Annotated in this window: 16 protein-coding genes; 9 read left to right on the top strand and 7 right to left on the bottom strand. The window is 56.3% G+C overall.

The features are described 5' to 3' along the window. Positions 1 to 67 precede the first annotated feature (67 nt). The 3 genes from L0664_RS05560 to L0664_RS05550 all read left to right on the top strand — a co-directional run bounded on the left by L0664_RS05560 (position 68) and on the right by L0664_RS05550 (position 3,948). Entirely contained in the window at positions 68 to 664 is a 597-nt protein-coding gene (locus tag L0664_RS05560) for a sulfotransferase family protein (protein ID WP_235224627.1), read from the top strand. 89 nt (positions 665 to 753) lie between these two features. Further along, a complete protein-coding gene (locus L0664_RS05555; protein ID WP_235224626.1) occupies positions 754 to 1,896 on the top strand; it encodes a lytic murein transglycosylase in 1,143 nt (380 codons plus the stop codon). Between the two features lie 96 nt (positions 1,897 to 1,992). Further along, positions 1,993 to 3,948: a bifunctional 2',3'-cyclic-nucleotide 2'-phosphodiesterase/3'-nucleotidase gene (locus L0664_RS05550; RefSeq protein WP_235224625.1), complete on the top strand. Its 1,956-nt coding sequence runs from the start codon at positions 1,993 to 1,995 to the stop codon at positions 3,946 to 3,948. Between the two features lie 130 nt (positions 3,949 to 4,078). Here the strand turns inward: L0664_RS05550 and L0664_RS05545 are convergent, their stop codons facing one another. Continuing rightward, on the bottom strand, positions 4,079 to 5,014 hold the full coding sequence (locus L0664_RS05545; RefSeq protein WP_235224624.1) for a LysR family transcriptional regulator: 936 nt from the start codon (positions 5,012 to 5,014) through the stop codon (positions 4,079 to 4,081). A 103-nt stretch (positions 5,015 to 5,117) separates the two neighbouring features. Between L0664_RS05545 and L0664_RS05540 the strand changes: the two genes are divergently transcribed. The 3 genes from L0664_RS05540 (at position 5,118) to L0664_RS05530 (ending at position 7,774) form a co-directional block, all read left to right on the top strand. Further along, positions 5,118 to 6,086, top strand: coding sequence for an LLM class oxidoreductase (locus tag L0664_RS05540; RefSeq protein WP_235224623.1), 969 nt, complete (start codon positions 5,118 to 5,120; stop codon positions 6,084 to 6,086). 11 nt (positions 6,087 to 6,097) lie between these two features. Further along, positions 6,098 to 6,892 (top strand): SDR family NAD(P)-dependent oxidoreductase, encoded by a 795-nt coding sequence (locus L0664_RS05535; protein ID WP_235224622.1) that lies wholly within the window; start codon positions 6,098 to 6,100, stop codon positions 6,890 to 6,892. A 195-nt stretch (positions 6,893 to 7,087) separates the two neighbouring features. Next, a complete protein-coding gene (locus L0664_RS05530) occupies positions 7,088 to 7,774 on the top strand; it encodes a D-lyxose/D-mannose family sugar isomerase (RefSeq protein ID WP_235224621.1) in 687 nt (228 codons plus the stop codon). On the opposite strand, the gene L0664_RS05525 is transcribed toward L0664_RS05530, so the two are convergent. From L0664_RS05525 to L0664_RS05515, 3 genes are read right to left on the bottom strand one after another with little or no spacing between them, the layout of a single operon-like run. Continuing rightward, on the bottom strand, positions 7,756 to 7,914 hold the full coding sequence (locus tag L0664_RS05525; RefSeq protein WP_235224620.1) for a hypothetical protein: 159 nt from the start codon (positions 7,912 to 7,914) through the stop codon (positions 7,756 to 7,758). The two genes, L0664_RS05530 and L0664_RS05525, sit on opposite strands and share 19 nt — an antisense overlap. Continuing rightward, entirely contained in the window at positions 7,911 to 8,462 is a 552-nt protein-coding gene (locus L0664_RS05520; RefSeq protein ID WP_235224619.1) for a cytochrome b, read from the bottom strand. The genes L0664_RS05525 and L0664_RS05520 overlap by 4 nt, the downstream gene beginning before the upstream one ends. Positions 8,463 to 8,492: 30 nt before the next feature. Then, entirely contained in the window at positions 8,493 to 8,978 is a 486-nt protein-coding gene (locus tag L0664_RS05515) for an EF-hand domain-containing protein (RefSeq protein WP_235224618.1), read from the bottom strand. An 80-nt stretch (positions 8,979 to 9,058) separates the two neighbouring features. Between L0664_RS05515 and L0664_RS05510 the strand changes: the two genes are divergently transcribed. Further along, positions 9,059 to 9,499: a MarR family winged helix-turn-helix transcriptional regulator gene (locus L0664_RS05510; protein WP_235224617.1), complete on the top strand. Its 441-nt coding sequence runs from the start codon at positions 9,059 to 9,061 to the stop codon at positions 9,497 to 9,499. A gap of 85 nt (positions 9,500 to 9,584) precedes the next feature. Here L0664_RS05510 and L0664_RS05505 read toward each other — a convergent pair whose 3' ends face one another. The 3 genes from L0664_RS05505 to L0664_RS05495 all read right to left on the bottom strand — a co-directional run bounded on the left by L0664_RS05505 (position 9,585) and on the right by L0664_RS05495 (position 13,200). Next, entirely contained in the window at positions 9,585 to 10,406 is an 822-nt protein-coding gene (locus L0664_RS05505; protein ID WP_235224616.1) for a patatin-like phospholipase family protein, read from the bottom strand. A gap of 15 nt (positions 10,407 to 10,421) precedes the next feature. After that, the gene (locus L0664_RS05500) at positions 10,422 to 12,071 is read right to left on the bottom strand and encodes an alpha/beta hydrolase (RefSeq protein WP_235224615.1); all 1,650 of its coding nucleotides are present in this window, start codon (positions 12,069 to 12,071) and stop codon (positions 10,422 to 10,424) included. Between the two features lie 196 nt (positions 12,072 to 12,267). Then, a complete protein-coding gene (locus L0664_RS05495; protein ID WP_235224614.1) occupies positions 12,268 to 13,200 on the bottom strand; it encodes a GlxA family transcriptional regulator in 933 nt (310 codons plus the stop codon). Positions 13,201 to 13,259: 59 nt separating this feature from the next. Between L0664_RS05495 and L0664_RS05490 the strand changes: the two genes are divergently transcribed. Together L0664_RS05490 and L0664_RS05485 are read left to right on the top strand one after the other, a co-directional pair. Then, complete coding sequence (locus L0664_RS05490; protein ID WP_235224613.1) at positions 13,260 to 13,814, top strand: cysteine hydrolase family protein; 555 nt, start codon at positions 13,260 to 13,262, stop codon at positions 13,812 to 13,814. Then, entirely contained in the window at positions 13,811 to 14,671 is an 861-nt protein-coding gene (locus tag L0664_RS05485; protein ID WP_235224612.1) for an EamA family transporter, read from the top strand. The genes L0664_RS05490 and L0664_RS05485 overlap by 4 nt, the downstream gene beginning before the upstream one ends. Positions 14,672 to 14,686 lie beyond the last annotated feature (15 nt).

Genomic DNA, 14,686 nt, shown 5'->3' with positions numbered 1-14,686 from the left:
CCTAGCTTTCACGCAGAGAGGTTAAGGAGTAGTTTACACAAGACACACCTGTTGGAGTTCGCCGTATATGCTTGTTTTTGCTAAGGAAAAGCTGGTCTTTCTGGCCCTGCCCAAGACCGGCACGACCGCGCTTGAGACCACATTAGAGCCCGCGGCGGCCATGGTTTTGCGCAAGGCCCCGAACCTCAAACACACGCCGGGGTTTCGCTACGATGCGTTTTTGAAAACATATCTGGGCAAATGCGGGCTGACGAATCTGCAAACAATTTGCGTCCTGCGCCACCCTGTGGATTGGTTGGGCAGCTGGTATCGATACCGCGCCCGTCCCGCCAAAGACGGTGCGGCCAACAGCACCAAGGACATGACCTTTGAAGATTTCGTGTCTGAATACGCCTCTGATGATCCGGCAAAATGGGCGCGGGTTGGCTATCCGCCGCGTTTTATCCGCACCAATGATGGCGACGTGATGATTGATCATCTGTTTCAATACGAACAAATGCCGCTGCTGATCGCGTTTCTCGAAGATAGGTTAAAGATGAAAATCGACCTGCCCCAGCGCAACGTGTCCCCGCCCAGTGACATGACGCTGAGCGCGCAAACCTTGGCCAAACTTGAAACCAAACATCCGCAGATGTTTGAAGATTGGGAAAACGCGCACCGCTGATGCGCGGGCTTTTTTGCCGACCCTAAACAGGGCGAGTGTATTCCCGCGACAACCGGATTAGACTTGGCCTAACGAGTGTGGAGTGTGACATGACATTGAACCGACGCCTTTTTCTGACCGCCTGTGGATCATTGGGCATCGCCGCCTGCGCGCCCTCTACCCCGATGAGCCAGCCCGCCACGACGCCGTCCCTGCCCGACGATCTGCGCCCGACCCAGAACGCGGCGTTTAGCCAATGGGTCGCCCGGTTCCGCCCCCGCGCCGCGAACGCTGGTATTTCCAACGCGACGCTGGACGCGGCATTTGCCAGTGCGGGCTTTATCCCCGGCGTCATCACACGCGATCGCACCCAAATCCAGACGCGCCGCACGCTTGAGGAATACCTGTCGATCGCGACATCCGATGAACGTGTCAGCAAAGGGCGCGCCGCCTTCGCACGCCATGCCACGACCCTTTCAGCGATCGAGGCGCAATACGGCGTGGACAAACGCATCGTCACGGCCATTTGGGGCATGGAAAGCCAATTTGGCGAAAAGCGCGGGCAAATATCGACCATATCGGCCACGGCGACACTAGCATTTGAAGGGCGGCGTGCGGAATTTTATGAAAGTCAGCTGATCGCGGCCCTGCGCATTTTGCAAAACGGCGATACGACACCCGAACAACTGACCGGAAGCTGGGCGGGGGCGATGGGCCACACGCAGTTCATTCCCACATCTTATCAATCCTTTGCCGTGGATTTCACTGGCGACGGGCGGCGCGATATCTGGGGGGATGATCCCGCGGATGCGCTGGCCTCAACCGCGAGTTATCTGGCCCGCAACGGGTGGCGCAGCGGGCTGGCATGGGGCGCTGAGGCTGGCACAAGCAATCTGTCAGGTCGCACGATCCAGCCGCAAGCAGGCGGCGTGCTCTTTACCGTCACGCGCAACTTTAACGTGCTGAAAACCTACAACAATTCTGATCTGTATGCGATTGGCGTCGGCCACCTTGCAGACCGGATCGGTGGCGCGGGCCCGCTGCAAGGCAGCTTTCCAGCCGATGCCAACGGGCTGTCGCGCGAAGACAGGCTGGCAATCCAGCGCGGCCTGACCGCACGCGGGTATGACGTGGGCACAATCGATGGCGTGATCGGCGCGCGCACCGAGGCCGCGATCAGCGATTTTCAACGCCGCCAAGGCCTCAACGTGACGGGTGCGGCAACCCGCGATGTGCTGACAGCCCTGCGGTAACACCTGCCACCAGATTCTTCATGCGGATCACCCCTAAGCTGCTAGACTGACACCATACACACCCAATAGTTGATCCAAAAAAGGGAGAATGGCATCATGTCTATCACACTCAACCGTCGCGGATTTCTAGCAAGCACCACAGGTTTTATCGCGCTGCATCCGTTTTCCGCAATTGCCGCCACGAACCAGGCGCACTTGCGGATTATGGAAACAACCGACCTGCACGTGCATGTCTTTCCCTATGATTACTACGCCGACCGCCCCTCTGACACGGTCGGTCTGGCCCGCACTGCCAGCCTTATTCAGGACATCCGCAATGAGGCCGCAAATTCCCTGCTGATCGACAATGGTGACTTTTTGCAAGGCAACCCGATGGGCGACTATATCGCGTATGAACGTGGGATGGCCGAGGGCGACACCCACCCCGTCATCGCAGCGATGAACACCCTTGGGTTTGATGCATCCACGCTGGGCAACCACGAATTCAACTACGGCCTCGACTTTCTGATGAAATCCTTGGCAGGTGCAGAGTTTCCGGTTGTGAACGCCAACATCGCGCTGGAAATGGGCAGTGATCCAACACGCGACAAAACGCTGATCCCGCCTTTCGTGATCCTTGATCATACAGTCACAGACGGATCTGGCACAGACCACGCGATCAAGGTCGGGCTGATCGGGTTCGTGCCACCGCAAGTCATGAATTGGGATCGCCGCCATCTTGAGGGCAACGTGCAGGCCCGCGACATCATTGAAACCGCCAAAGCCTATATTCCGGTGATGAAAGAACAGGGCGCGGATATCATTGTGGCACTGTCGCATTCGGGTATTGGATCGGCGGATCATACGGACGGCATGGAAAACGCCTCTGTGCCTCTTGCTGGATTGGACGGGATTGATGCGATCCTGACGGGCCACAGCCACCTTGTGTTCCCGTCGCCGGGCTATGCGGAATTTGCGGGCGCGGATGTGGACGCAGGCACGTTGATGGGCACCCCCGCCACCATGGGCGGGTTTTGGGGCAGCCATATGGGCCTGATTGATCTGTTGGTCGAAAAAGATGGCAATGAATGGCGCGTTGTTTCAGCGATGTCCGAAGCGCGCCCAATTTCGCAGCGCAACGAAGACCGTTCTGTCACAGCATTGGTTGCGGACCACCCAGATGTGATCGCGTCCGTTCAGGCAGAACACGACGAAACCCTGACCTACGTGCGCCGCGCTGTTGGTAAAACCGACGCGCCATTACACAGCTATTTCGCGCTCGTGGCTGATGATCCGTCCGTGCAGATCGTGTCCATCGCGCAGCTTTGGTACATCGAACAGATGATGGAAGGCACCGAACACGAAGGCCTGCCCATCCTGTCAGCCGCAGCACCGTTTAAGGCAGGCGGACGTGGTGGGCCGGAATACTTCACGGATGTGCCTGCCGGCGATGTCGCCATCAAAAACGTGTCGGATTTGTATCTTTACCCCAACACCGCGCGCGCGGTTCGGGTGACGGGCCAACAGGTCAAAGACTGGCTCGAACGCTCGGCAGGGATATTCAATCAGGTCGAAATGGGCGCGCAGGATGTTGTCCTGCTCAACCCGGAATTTCCAAGCTACAATTTCGACGTCATCGACGGTGTCAGCTATCAGATCGATCTGTCCCAGCCCTCCAAATATGATCCCAAGGGGGCGCTTTTGGATGCGTCGGCCAACCGCATCATCAACCTGATGTATGACGGGCAACCCCTTGATATGGAGGCAGAGTTCATTATCGCCACAAACAACTACCGCGCAGGTGGTGGTGGTAATTTCCCGGGTGCCACGTCCGACACAACCGTGTTTGAGGGGCCGGACACCAACCGCGACGTCATCGTGCGCTATATCGTTGAAAAGGGAACAATCAGCCCGCGCGCTGACAACAATTGGTCCTTTGTGCCCATGGATGGCACGTCGGTCCTGTTTGACACTGGCCCCGCCGCAATCTCCTACCTCGATCAGGTGAATTTACAGATCGAAGAAGCGGGCGACGGACCGGACGGCTTCGCCCGTTTCCGCATCACGCTGTAGGCAGGTCGGCTTGGTCGTCGCGCGATGACCAAGCCCGCCCACATCATCCAAAGCGCAGATATTGCACCATCCGGCACACCTCATGCATGCGCATAGAATTTGGCGCCGTGGCCAACGTAAACGCGGTGGTCTAGTTTCTGTTCGCCTGTGCCACGCGCCACTCGTCGAAACGCGGCAGCGTGGCCCCCACTTCGTCCAGCAGAAAATCGATGAACACCCGCACCTTCGCCGTCAGCACGTTGGATTTCGGATAGACCAGCCAAAGGGCCGTTTGCTGATCCAGTCGATAGTCCGGCAAAACCCGCACGAGGTCGCCCTTGGCCAATTCAGCATGAACGCTCCACATCGAATTGATAGAAACCCCTGCCCCCGCCATCGTCGCGATCTTCTGGCTTTGACCGTCGTCACACAACAGCCGCGCCTGTGCGGCCTTTGGATCAAATTGCGCCTTTTGCCCCGTGACGTTCACCAGCCCTTTGGTCGAAAAATCCTTGAACGCGATAAGGCGGTGTTCGGCCAGATCAACCGGTCTTTCAAGGTGGCCATGTTCGGCGAGGTAGGCCGCAGACGCACAAAGCACGCGGACGTCGTCCGCCAATTTACGTCCCTTCAGGCTGCTGTCAGATATCGCGACATTGCGAAGCGCCAGATCGAAACTCCCCTCGATCAGGTCGAATTCCGTGTCCGACAACCTTAAATCCAACGTGATATCGGGATACTGCGACAAGAACTTGGGAAGGACCGGCGCGATATAGCTCTGGGCAAAGGTGCTGGGCGCGGCAAACCGCAAAGTGCCACTGACTGACGGTTTCACCATGCCCAAAGCGGCCAGCGCCGCGTCCTCTTGCGCGATCATTTCTTTTGCGAATGGCAGGAAATCTGCCCCGTCAAGCGACAGCGACACCTTGCGCGTGGACCGCCGCAACAAATTGGCCCCCAGCGTTCTTTCGAGCTTGGCAAGCCGCGCACTGGCCACTGCCGGCGCCATGCCCAACTCCCGACCTGCCGCGCTGATGTTCAGCTTCTCTGCGCTTAGCACAAAGAGCCTGACGCTGTCGGTATCCATGCAATTATATCCAAATTCGGAATTATGAAATCTGAATAGCCAGTCTTATCCAGTATTTCAAAATAATCTAGACAGGTATCGAAACGAACCCAACACCACCCTGATGAGACAAAGTTCCCAGATGCCCCACTTCGCCAAAATCAACAAAGCCCATAACACGGTGTTCCGCCCTGACCGTCTAAGCCTTGGTCTGGTTGTGCCGCTGGAAGGGTATCCCGCTGGCCCCGTGCCAACGATGGCCCGCCACCTTGAACGGGTCAAAATGGCCGAAGACCTTGGCTTTGCGGCCGTGTGGTTGCGCGACGTGCCGTTCAACGTGCCGTCCTTTGGCGATGCAGGCCAGACCTTTGATCCCTTCGTCTATCTTGGGCTGCTTGCAGGCCAGACAACACACATTGCCCTTGGCGTCGCCAGTATCATTTTGCCATTGCGCCATCCTGCGCATGTGGCAAAGGCCGCCGCGACCGTGGATGTCTTATCGGGCGGGCGGTTGCTGCTTGGCGTGGCATCCGGTGACCGCCCCGAAGAATACCCCGCGATGAACATGTCGTTTGAGGATCGTGGCGACCGCTTTCGCGACAGTTTTGAATATATCCGGTCGATGGCCGATGATTTCCCTGCTTTTGAAACTGCGCAAGGCGCATCACACGGCACTATGGACATGCTGCCAAAGCCAACAGGCGGCACGCTGCCGCTTTTGGTGACAGGTGGCAGCCGCCAGCACCCCGACTGGGTCGCCCAGAACAGCGACGGCTGGATCACATACCCCCGCGACGCGCCATCGCAGGCACGGGCCATTACCGAATTCCGCACCCGCGTTGCCACACAAGGCGGCCCGGACAAGCCGGTGATGCAATCGCTATATGTCGATCTTGTTGACGATCCCGATGCACCACCGCGCCCCATTCATCTTGGTTTTCAATCGGGCGTGACCTACCTGCGTCACTATCTAGAGGCTTTGCAGGATGCAGGGGTCAACCATGTCGCGCTGAACCTGCGGCTTAATTCTGGCGATACAGAAACAACCCTGCAACAGCTGGCGGACGACATCCTGCCCGCCTTTCCAACCTGAAGGAGACGACCATGTCCAAGACCATTCTCATCACGGGTGCGACCGATGGCATCGGCCTGGAGGCCGCAAAGCTGCTGGCACGCGACGGGCACACTCTGCTGGTCCACGGCCGCAGCAAAGACAAGCTGGATGCAGCGTGCGGCGCAATTGGCGGCAAAACGCAGGCCTATCTGGCCGATCTGTCGCGCAGCGCGGATGTCGTGGGCCTGATCAACGCGATAAAACGGGACCACACACGCGTTGATATCCTGATCAACAACGCCGGTGTGTTGAAAGCACCTGAAACCGTAACATCCGAAGGGTTCGATCTACGGTTCATGGTGAATACGATTGCGCCCTATTTGCTGACCATGGGTGTGCTGGATTTGATCCCAGCCGAGGGCCGGATCATCAACCTGTCATCCGCCGCGCAGGCCCCTGTAGATATTAACGCCCTGCAAGGCGGACACCCCATGGACGACATGGACGCCTACGCCCAAAGCAAGCTGGCAATCACCATGTGGTCACGCGATCTTGCCACACGCCTTCCGTCCGGGCCAAGCGTCTTGGCGGTCAATCCCGGTTCGCTGCTGGCCAGCAAAATGGTGAAAGAGGGCTTTGGCGTTTCAGGGAACGATCTCAGCATCGGTGCCGACATTCTTTATCGCGCAGCACTGGCCCCCGATTTTGCCGATGTGTCCGGCCAATACTTTGACAACGACGCCGGAACCTTTGGCCAACCTCATCGCGATGCTCTGAACACCGGCAAGGTCAGCGCCGTGATGCAGGCCCTCACGGCCATGGTCTTTCAACTTCAAAACAAATGAACCCGCACAGGGTTTAGACCGACAAAGCCGTGGGTGGCAAAAGCGCGGGCGATAACAGTGGGCTACCCAATCATCGGTGCCGCGCCCGTCGCCCAACCCTTTCGCCACCACCGAACGCCATCCCAAAGCAGTTTCAGAATGCGCCGGAATGCCTTACTCAACACAAAGACAATCCGTCTCGATTGGAGAAAACCCATGAAACGTTCCCGCGTTAACGACATCATTCTTGAAGCCAACGACATGATGCGCCGGTTCGGATTCACCCTGCCACCCTTCGCCTTTTGGACCCCGGATGACTTCAAGGCCCGCAAGGCGGACGCGCAAAACGTCATTGATGCGCGCTGCGGCTGGGACATCACGGATTACGGCGCAGGGGATTACGACAAAATGGGCCTGTTCCTGTTTACCTTGCGCAACGGGCGCCTGGCCGATCTGCAACGGGGCGGTGGAATGTGCTACGCGGAAAAACTGCTTATTTCAAAGCAAGACCAACTTAGCCCGATGCACACGCATGCGCTCAAGGCCGAAGACATCATAAACCGCGGCGGCGCGACGCTGTTGGTTGAACTCTACGGCTCAAACGCACGCGGCGAATTTGATGAAACCAAAGGCGGGACAGTGTTCTGTGACGGGATCAAACGGGACTATGCGGCCGGTGAAAAACTCCGCCTTTCTGCCGGCGAAAGCGTGACACTGATGCCCGGCGACTGGCATGCGTTCTGGGGTGACGGCGGCGATGTGCTGATCGGCGAAGTGTCGACCGTCAACGACGATGAAACCGACAATATTTTCCGCGATCCCATCGGGCGCTTCGCCAATATTGAAGAAGACGTCGATCCCAAACACCTGCTGGTCAGCGATTATCACACATGGCTCGGCTGACGCAGGCCCTTCCACCCAAGGAATTCTTGGGTCGGAAGGCTGCGCCAGTATCCACCCAGCGTGACACAGATATTCAGCATGACACCCGCAAGTCCTGCCGCCCCACAGATGGCGAGCATGTTGAACACGGCTTTGATCATGATCCTGCTTCATCGTCGTTTGCGCTGAACCACATCCGCCAGATCAGCCCGTCCCGTTTGATGAAATGGTGGTAAAGTGCGGCGCCTGCATGAAGCGCGAACAGCGCCAACATCAGCCGCGCGCCAAGGCCATGCGGTACACGTGGGAGGACCTCATTAAAGTCCGGCAAAGGCTCTGCGCTTGCGCCGAACAAAATGCCACCTGTCCCCGACATTGCCAGCATGCCAATCCCGCTCGCGGCCATCCCAAGAATGACAATGTAGAACAACACATGGATCGCTTTCGCTGTGAAGTTTTGCCAAGCTGGGTCACCCTCCACCGAGCGCGGCTTCTGGTCGACGCGCCACCACCAGAACAGGCGTAGCAGCGTTAAAACCAAGATGATGACGCCCAAGGGCACGTGAAACATCAAGATCGTTTCTTTGATCGCACCATCCGCCATCGATGCAGCCCTAAAGCCGGACCCGAGCATTGCAAGAATGAAAATCGCGCTCAGCCAATGAAGGGTGACAGCAACTGATCCATATTGGATTGAGGTACTTTTCATACGACGTCTCCTATCTTCGATAATCCGAACTTATTGGCCAGTGATCGCGGCGCGGTAGGCCAGATTGACGATATAACCGCTTAGAAATTCGGCGCGCGTCAGGAAAGCATCGCCATCTGTATCGGCACGGCGGAAATCCCAAACCATGGATTTTTGGTACTCTTGCTGTCCGATCTCGCCGTTACCGTCGTGATCCCAGATCGCAAAAAGCACCTTTTGCGCGGTTTGATAGGCACGGTCCTGGCCCTCATCGGCGGCGATAAAGTTGAAACCAAAGTCCCATTCCGTGAACTCGTTGAAAGTGATGGACCCACTTTCGTCGTAGTCCATCGACACGAAAATCCCCTCTCCGAACGTGATGAATTCACCCATGTCGGCTGTGCCATAAGGGTTGTCCTCGATCGCACCAAAGATCAGTTCCGCCAAATCGCGGCCGGGTGTCGGCGCATCCGATTGGGCCAATCCAGCGCTTGGGAGTGCCAGAACCAGTGCGCAGATAGCTGTCAGAACTTTCATCGCTGTATCCCTTTTGATTCGAATTGAATAGCATGCTATATACTATTACATAGTGAGCTATGCAATGCTAAGCCGGACCCATGGAATTTGATCGCATGAACTCCGCGGGATACCTTGTGAACAACATGGCCCGCCTACTTGTTGAGGTCCTTCGCAAGCGCATCGCGCCTCTGGGGATTGTCCCCGGGCAGTTTCCTGCACTGCTTGCCCTATGGGAAAAGGACGGCCTCACTCAAAAGGAACTTCTGGCGCTGCTCGATATCGAGCAAGCCACACTCGCAAATACGCTGACCAGAATGGAGCGGGACGAACTGATCACCCGCAAAGAACACCCTGCTGACGCGCGGGCCCGCACAATCCATCTGACCGACCAAGGGCGTTCAATTCGCGATTCCGCCTACCAGACAGCGATGCAGATCAACGAAGAAGTGCTAGCCGATCTTTCCGAACAAGAGGCGCACGCGTTCTTGGACTACATGCGCCGCGTCATTGGCAAAATCAAAGACATCGAAAGCCCCTGAAACGGCTTTCAACGTGGTCAATCGCTTCGCGCGCCAAGTTGTGGCAAACGGACCATCTGCGATCAAGCCGACAGTTCGCCGCGCATTATTTTAAAAAGCGGTCAATCCGCACTTTGACTTGATCCTTTAACTCTATGGTCTGTGCCAAAATCTCTTTGGCTTTCAAAAAATCCAAAGACCGATAGCTGTCCACGGGAGGCCGCAGAAGAACCGTTTCAGGATAGTTCGACGCGGTGTGCTGCACGATCGACATTTGCATGATTTGGCTTGATGCATACATCGCGTCGAACTTATTGGGCCGCTTGGCATCGTCGCCGTGCGATCCGCCTGAAACATCGATAGCGATCACATGTTGTGCATGGTCTTGCAAGATATCCAAAGGACATGGGTTCGTCGCGCTGCCATCTATGTAAAACCGCCCATCCCGTTCAACGGGCAAAAAGACCGCAGGTATCGCCGCCGACGCCGCCATGGCCGACAAAAGAGCACCGCCCTCGAACACGGTCGTGCTTTGGCTGTAGTAATCCGTTGCAGTTATTTTCAACGGGATTGAAAGATCGGCGAATGTCTCGGGGATCGCGTCGGGCAGGAAAGTTCCCAATATCCGTTCAAGGTTCAACTCTCCGATGCGCAATCCGCCATCGCGAAAAAAGCTGTCCATGCTGGTCGGGCGGACTTTGAACATGTCGCTCATCAGGGTCAGCGGGCTGCCAATCTTGCTATAGATATGGTCGGTGATCGCCTCTGCGGTCATGCCAGCGCCCGCAGCGGCCCCTATGATGGATCCGATTGACGTGCCCGCGATCAGGCTGGGTTTGATTCCCAATTCATCAAAGGCTTGGATCACGTGAATATGGGCCAATCCGCGCGCGCCACCAGCGCCCAAGGCCAATGCTATTTTATCCATGGTGTTGTTTCGACCTTAAATTGGGGATGCGACAAAGCCTGTATAAAGCGTGTTCAACCGTTGCGTATCGTCCGCTGTCCAGTTCGGCGGATCCGTCACAGACAGCCAACCTTCAATATAATCGAGCGCGTCATAGGTATGTCCATACCCTGACGGCGTGGACGTGGCCATCGGCACGTCAAAGCCAACCTGCAAAAACGTCACAATAGGATACCAATCAAAGAACGGCGACACATCCCTGCCGCGGGGTTCGCCCAACCAATCTGCGCGCCGAAAGGCCAACCGAGGCGAGAAAAACACCATCGGATCGCTTGCATATTGCAGATACAGCAGGCGCATCTCGCCCCATTCGCTGCCGTCCGGCACTGCGATCCCGTCTTGGTTCATAAAACGCACAAGTGCCCCATCGCGAAACTCGGGCAACCATGCTGGGCTGCCGTTATTGCGGCCTGCGGTTGCGCGTTCCCAGACCGTGCTGGCAAAAGGTGGGCCGCTCCAGAATGCGCCATCGATTGGGTCGGGGAAAAGGGTCACAAGATCCGCAGAGGCTTCTGATCCAAGCGCACCAAGGCTTAACCCGAACAAATAAAGCTCGGGTCGTGCGTCCGGCGGCAAATCGGTCCAATAATCGTAGACCTCAATGAATAATGCGCGCGCGGCAAGGCGGGACCGGTCCGGTTCTACAATGATCGACAGCCAACTTGGAACATAGGTGTATTGTGCAGACACAATCGCGATGTCACCATCGTGCATATAGGTCACCGGCTCAATCGCGGCGGGGTCCAGCCAGCCCGTGCCGGTCGGTGTCGCGACGATCAACACGGATCTCTCAAACCCACCAAAATTGATCAAATCCTCAAGCGCGACCTTTGCCCGCGCTTCGAAATCGCCACCAGACCCGAACCCCGCAAACACGCGGATAGGTTCAAGCGCATCGCGCCCGGTGAACGCAGCAATGTCAGCCTGCGACGGGCCCGTTACCAGAAAATCCTTTCCGTTGGTGCCAATATCATCCCAATTCACAACCGAATTTGCGCCGCCAGATGCAAATTCATGGGTCGGCGGCGTCACCCCGTTGGCCGTCCGCTGATCTGTCGCCGCAAAGATCGTATCGGCCAGGCGGAGCGCGTTTTGCACCACAAAATTGTTCACCAAAGAAAAGACCAAAAACGCGGCCAGCACCGCCCCCAGCCCAATCGCCAGGTTCCGCGGCAAAACGCGGCTCAGCCACCCGATGATCTTTTGCGCCAGCCAAATGATCCCGCGCACGACAAAAACCAGCACCAACGCAACGATAAGCGCGACCCCGGCCACCATCCAAGGATAGCCCGTGTTCACATCCGGCATGTCCATCAAGGACCGGATCGAGTTCTGCCACGTCGCAATCCGGCTAAACGTCGCAATCACAAGCGCGACACTGATCAGGCTCAAAACCCAATTCACTGCCAGTTGACGGTTTGGCGGGAAATCAGGCCCGCCGAACCACCACCATATGATATGAAACCCCTTGCCCACGCCGTACCCAACCGCAAAGGCCACGCCACTTAAGACCCCTTGCGTGATCGGAACACGCGGAAGCAATGACGGGGTAAGCGACGCACACAAAAACAGAAGGCCAACAAACAAACCAAAAACCGAAAAGGACCGGATGAGCCGTTTGAACATGTTATTCTCCAACTGGAATTACCATGTTTAGGCATACATGGCGGATTGTCCCGACAGAGTGCCGCGATGGTATCACATTGTCCAATTCAGAACTTTTGGGCCTGATCAGGCCGCAATCCGGCGAAACCAGATTGACCGCTTCGGCAAAGACGTCAGCCCCCGCGCGGCGGCCTGCAATCCTGCGGTATTTGTTGGATCAAACAATCTGGAACCTGCGGCGATAGTCGCGCGCACTTAGACCTGATGTGGATTTGAACAGCCGACTGAACGCGGACACGTCCTGATACCCAACTTTCCAGCAAATTTCACTGACAGGAAGCGACGTCAGTTCAAGCAACCCTTTGGCCTTTTCAACCCGAAGTTCCTGAACATACTGATTAAGCGAATAGCCCGTCGCGTTAGAAAACTTTCGCTGCAACGAACGGGTCGAAATGCCTGCCCGTTTCGCCAGAACAGCAATCGAAAGTTCACTGTCCGCATGTCCTTCCATCCAAATCTGCACATCGCGAATAACGGCGTCTTTATGGGCCAAGTTCGGACGAAATGAACGGTAGTTGCGCTGTTCGCGTCCGGTTGGATCAATCAGCATCTGGCGACACGTCCGCGACACAACTTCGGGTCCGAGCCAACGCCGGACCAAATGAAGCCCAAGATCCATCCACGCCATGACGCGGCCCGCAGTGACGATATCATTATCATCCAGCAGGATATGTTCGGGATGCAGCTGGACACGTGGAAACGCCTCTTTGAACTCACTCTCCAGCGCCCAATGCGTGGTCGCAGGCCTGCCATCCAGTATTCCCGAACGACCCAGCCAAAACGCACCGGCACAGGCGGAACACACAACGGCACCTTTCTGGTGCTGGTCCCAGATCCATTGATGCAAATCCTCGTCCGCCTTTCCACGGGCCCCGGTCAAATTTGGCGGCATAACAATGGCATCATACAAGACACCGGAATCGGGGACCGCGTTTATAAGAACATCATATGTGATGGTTGTCGTCGTGGCGGTTCCCGCCATCCGGTTTGCCACATCAATTATGTCGCCCAACCCCAATACGGCAGACATCTGTGCGCCCTCATAGGCAACAATGCCAATCTTTGGCGTGTTTGGCATATTTGTTGTCATACCTGCCAATCGTAACGGTCGGTCCATTCTGTGTAAACACGATGCGAACAGGAGGCCCAATGACCAAATCAGCTCTCATCTTAATCGATATCCAAAACGATTATTTCCCCGACTTCCCTGACAGTAAAATGCCCCTGCCCGGTATGAATGCGGCTGGCGAAAACGCCGCCCAGCTTTTGTCAGCGGCGCGTCAGAATGATACTCTGATCGTTCATGTCCAACACGTTATGGCGTCAACCGCTGCGCCTTTTTTCCACCCCGGCACACCCGGCGCCAACATCCACACATGCGTAACCCCGCATGAGGGCGAAATGGTTATCCCAAAAGGCCGTCCAAATTCCTTCTTTGGCACGAAGCTCAAGGACGTGCTGCAAGACCACAATGTAGAACACCTGATACTCTGCGGCGCGATGACCCAGATGTGCGTTGATGCCACTGCACGCGCAGCCGTTGATCTGGGTTTCAAAATCACCGTGGCACATGATGCGTGCGCGGCGGCAAATGTGGCACACAACGGCGTCGATGTTACCGCCAATTTGGTGCACGCATCGATTATGGCGCCTCTCGCGGCCAGCTACGGTTCGGTGCTTGCGACGTCTGACTGCACCATATGACCCCGCGTGATACGTTGCTCATCATCCTCACGACCCTCATTTGGGGTTTCAATTTCGTGGTCATTAAATGGGGTGTGGCAGACGTAAGCGCCCCCATGATGACGGCCCTCAGGTTTGCACTTGTCGCAATACCACTCGTGTTCTTCGTCAAAAAGCCAAACGTGCCACTGCCTGCTGTCGCCGCTTACGGGCTCTTGTTTGGATGTGGAATCTGGGGCGTCGTGAACTTCGCAATCTCAGTGGGAACACCTGCGGGCCAGGCATCACTTTTGTTGCAATCCAGCGCGTTTATGACAGCAATTGCCGGGGTTGTATTCTTTTCTGAAACGATGTCAGCGCAAAAGACAGTCGGCATATTATTTGCGTTTATGGGTTTTCTTCTCATATCCAGCGGCGCGCTCACAACCAACTCTCTGTTGGGTGTGGGGCTTGTCTTTGTCGCGGGTCTGGCATGGACGGTTTGCAATGTGATCGTGCGCTATTACAAACCCGACAACATCCTTAGCTTCATCGTCTGGTCCAGCCTGTTTGTGCCGCTTCCTATCCTTGGGTATCTGGCCCTGTTCACATCCGATTTAACCGGCATTCTGGATATTTCGGGATGGCGCGGCATCACATCCATCGTGTTTCAAGCCGTCGTCACGACCATTTTTGGCTATGGCATCTGGACAAAAATGATCACAAAATACGGGTTGTCCGCCGTCGCGCCCTACTCACTTATCGTGCCTATATCAGGTTTGATATTTGCCTCATTGTTCTTCGGCGAAAGCCTAACGTTGATTGAGGTTCTGGGATCAATTCTGGTTCTGCTCGGCTTGGCCTTCATGTCCAACCTGATGCAAAAGAAACCGATCTGATGTCTTAGGCGGTCA

The sequence above is a fragment of the Octadecabacter dasysiphoniae genome, assembly GCF_021532615.1.
Classification (GTDB): Bacteria; Pseudomonadota; Alphaproteobacteria; order Rhodobacterales; family Rhodobacteraceae; genus Octadecabacter; species Octadecabacter dasysiphoniae.
Note: the sequence above shows the minus strand (reverse complement) of the source record. Positions and strands in the feature narration are given on the sequence as shown.

What these genes read in the sequence shown, in the direction of transcription:
- L0664_RS05515 (WP_235224618.1), bottom strand. Translation starts at nt 8,978, where the DNA reads ATGAAAGTTCTGACAGCTATCTGCGCACTGGTTCTGGCACTCCCAAGC.
- L0664_RS05485 (WP_235224612.1), top strand. Translation starts at nt 13,811, where the DNA reads ATGACCCCGCGTGATACGTTGCTCATCATCCTCACGACCCTCATTTGG.
- L0664_RS05545 (WP_235224624.1), bottom strand. Translation starts at nt 5,014, where the DNA reads ATGGATACCGACAGCGTCAGGCTCTTTGTGCTAAGCGCAGAGAAGCTG.
- L0664_RS05550 (WP_235224625.1), top strand. Translation starts at nt 1,993, where the DNA reads ATGTCTATCACACTCAACCGTCGCGGATTTCTAGCAAGCACCACAGGT.
- L0664_RS05530 (WP_235224621.1), top strand. Translation starts at nt 7,088, where the DNA reads ATGAAACGTTCCCGCGTTAACGACATCATTCTTGAAGCCAACGACATG.
- L0664_RS05495 (WP_235224614.1), bottom strand. Translation starts at nt 13,200, where the DNA reads ATGACAACAAATATGCCAAACACGCCAAAGATTGGCATTGTTGCCTAT.
- L0664_RS05555 (WP_235224626.1), top strand. Translation starts at nt 754, where the DNA reads ATGACATTGAACCGACGCCTTTTTCTGACCGCCTGTGGATCATTGGGC.
- L0664_RS05540 (WP_235224623.1), top strand. Translation starts at nt 5,118, where the DNA reads ATGAGACAAAGTTCCCAGATGCCCCACTTCGCCAAAATCAACAAAGCC.
- L0664_RS05525 (WP_235224620.1), bottom strand. Translation starts at nt 7,914, where the DNA reads ATGATCAAAGCCGTGTTCAACATGCTCGCCATCTGTGGGGCGGCAGGA.
- L0664_RS05560 (WP_235224627.1), top strand. Translation starts at nt 68, where the DNA reads ATGCTTGTTTTTGCTAAGGAAAAGCTGGTCTTTCTGGCCCTGCCCAAG.
- L0664_RS05500 (WP_235224615.1), bottom strand. Translation starts at nt 12,071, where the DNA reads ATGTTCAAACGGCTCATCCGGTCCTTTTCGGTTTTTGGTTTGTTTGTT.
- L0664_RS05490 (WP_235224613.1), top strand. Translation starts at nt 13,260, where the DNA reads ATGACCAAATCAGCTCTCATCTTAATCGATATCCAAAACGATTATTTC.
- L0664_RS05510 (WP_235224617.1), top strand. Translation starts at nt 9,059, where the DNA reads ATGGAATTTGATCGCATGAACTCCGCGGGATACCTTGTGAACAACATG.
- L0664_RS05520 (WP_235224619.1), bottom strand. Translation starts at nt 8,462, where the DNA reads ATGAAAAGTACCTCAATCCAATATGGATCAGTTGCTGTCACCCTTCAT.
- L0664_RS05505 (WP_235224616.1), bottom strand. Translation starts at nt 10,406, where the DNA reads ATGGATAAAATAGCATTGGCCTTGGGCGCTGGTGGCGCGCGCGGATTG.
- L0664_RS05535 (WP_235224622.1), top strand. Translation starts at nt 6,098, where the DNA reads ATGTCCAAGACCATTCTCATCACGGGTGCGACCGATGGCATCGGCCTG.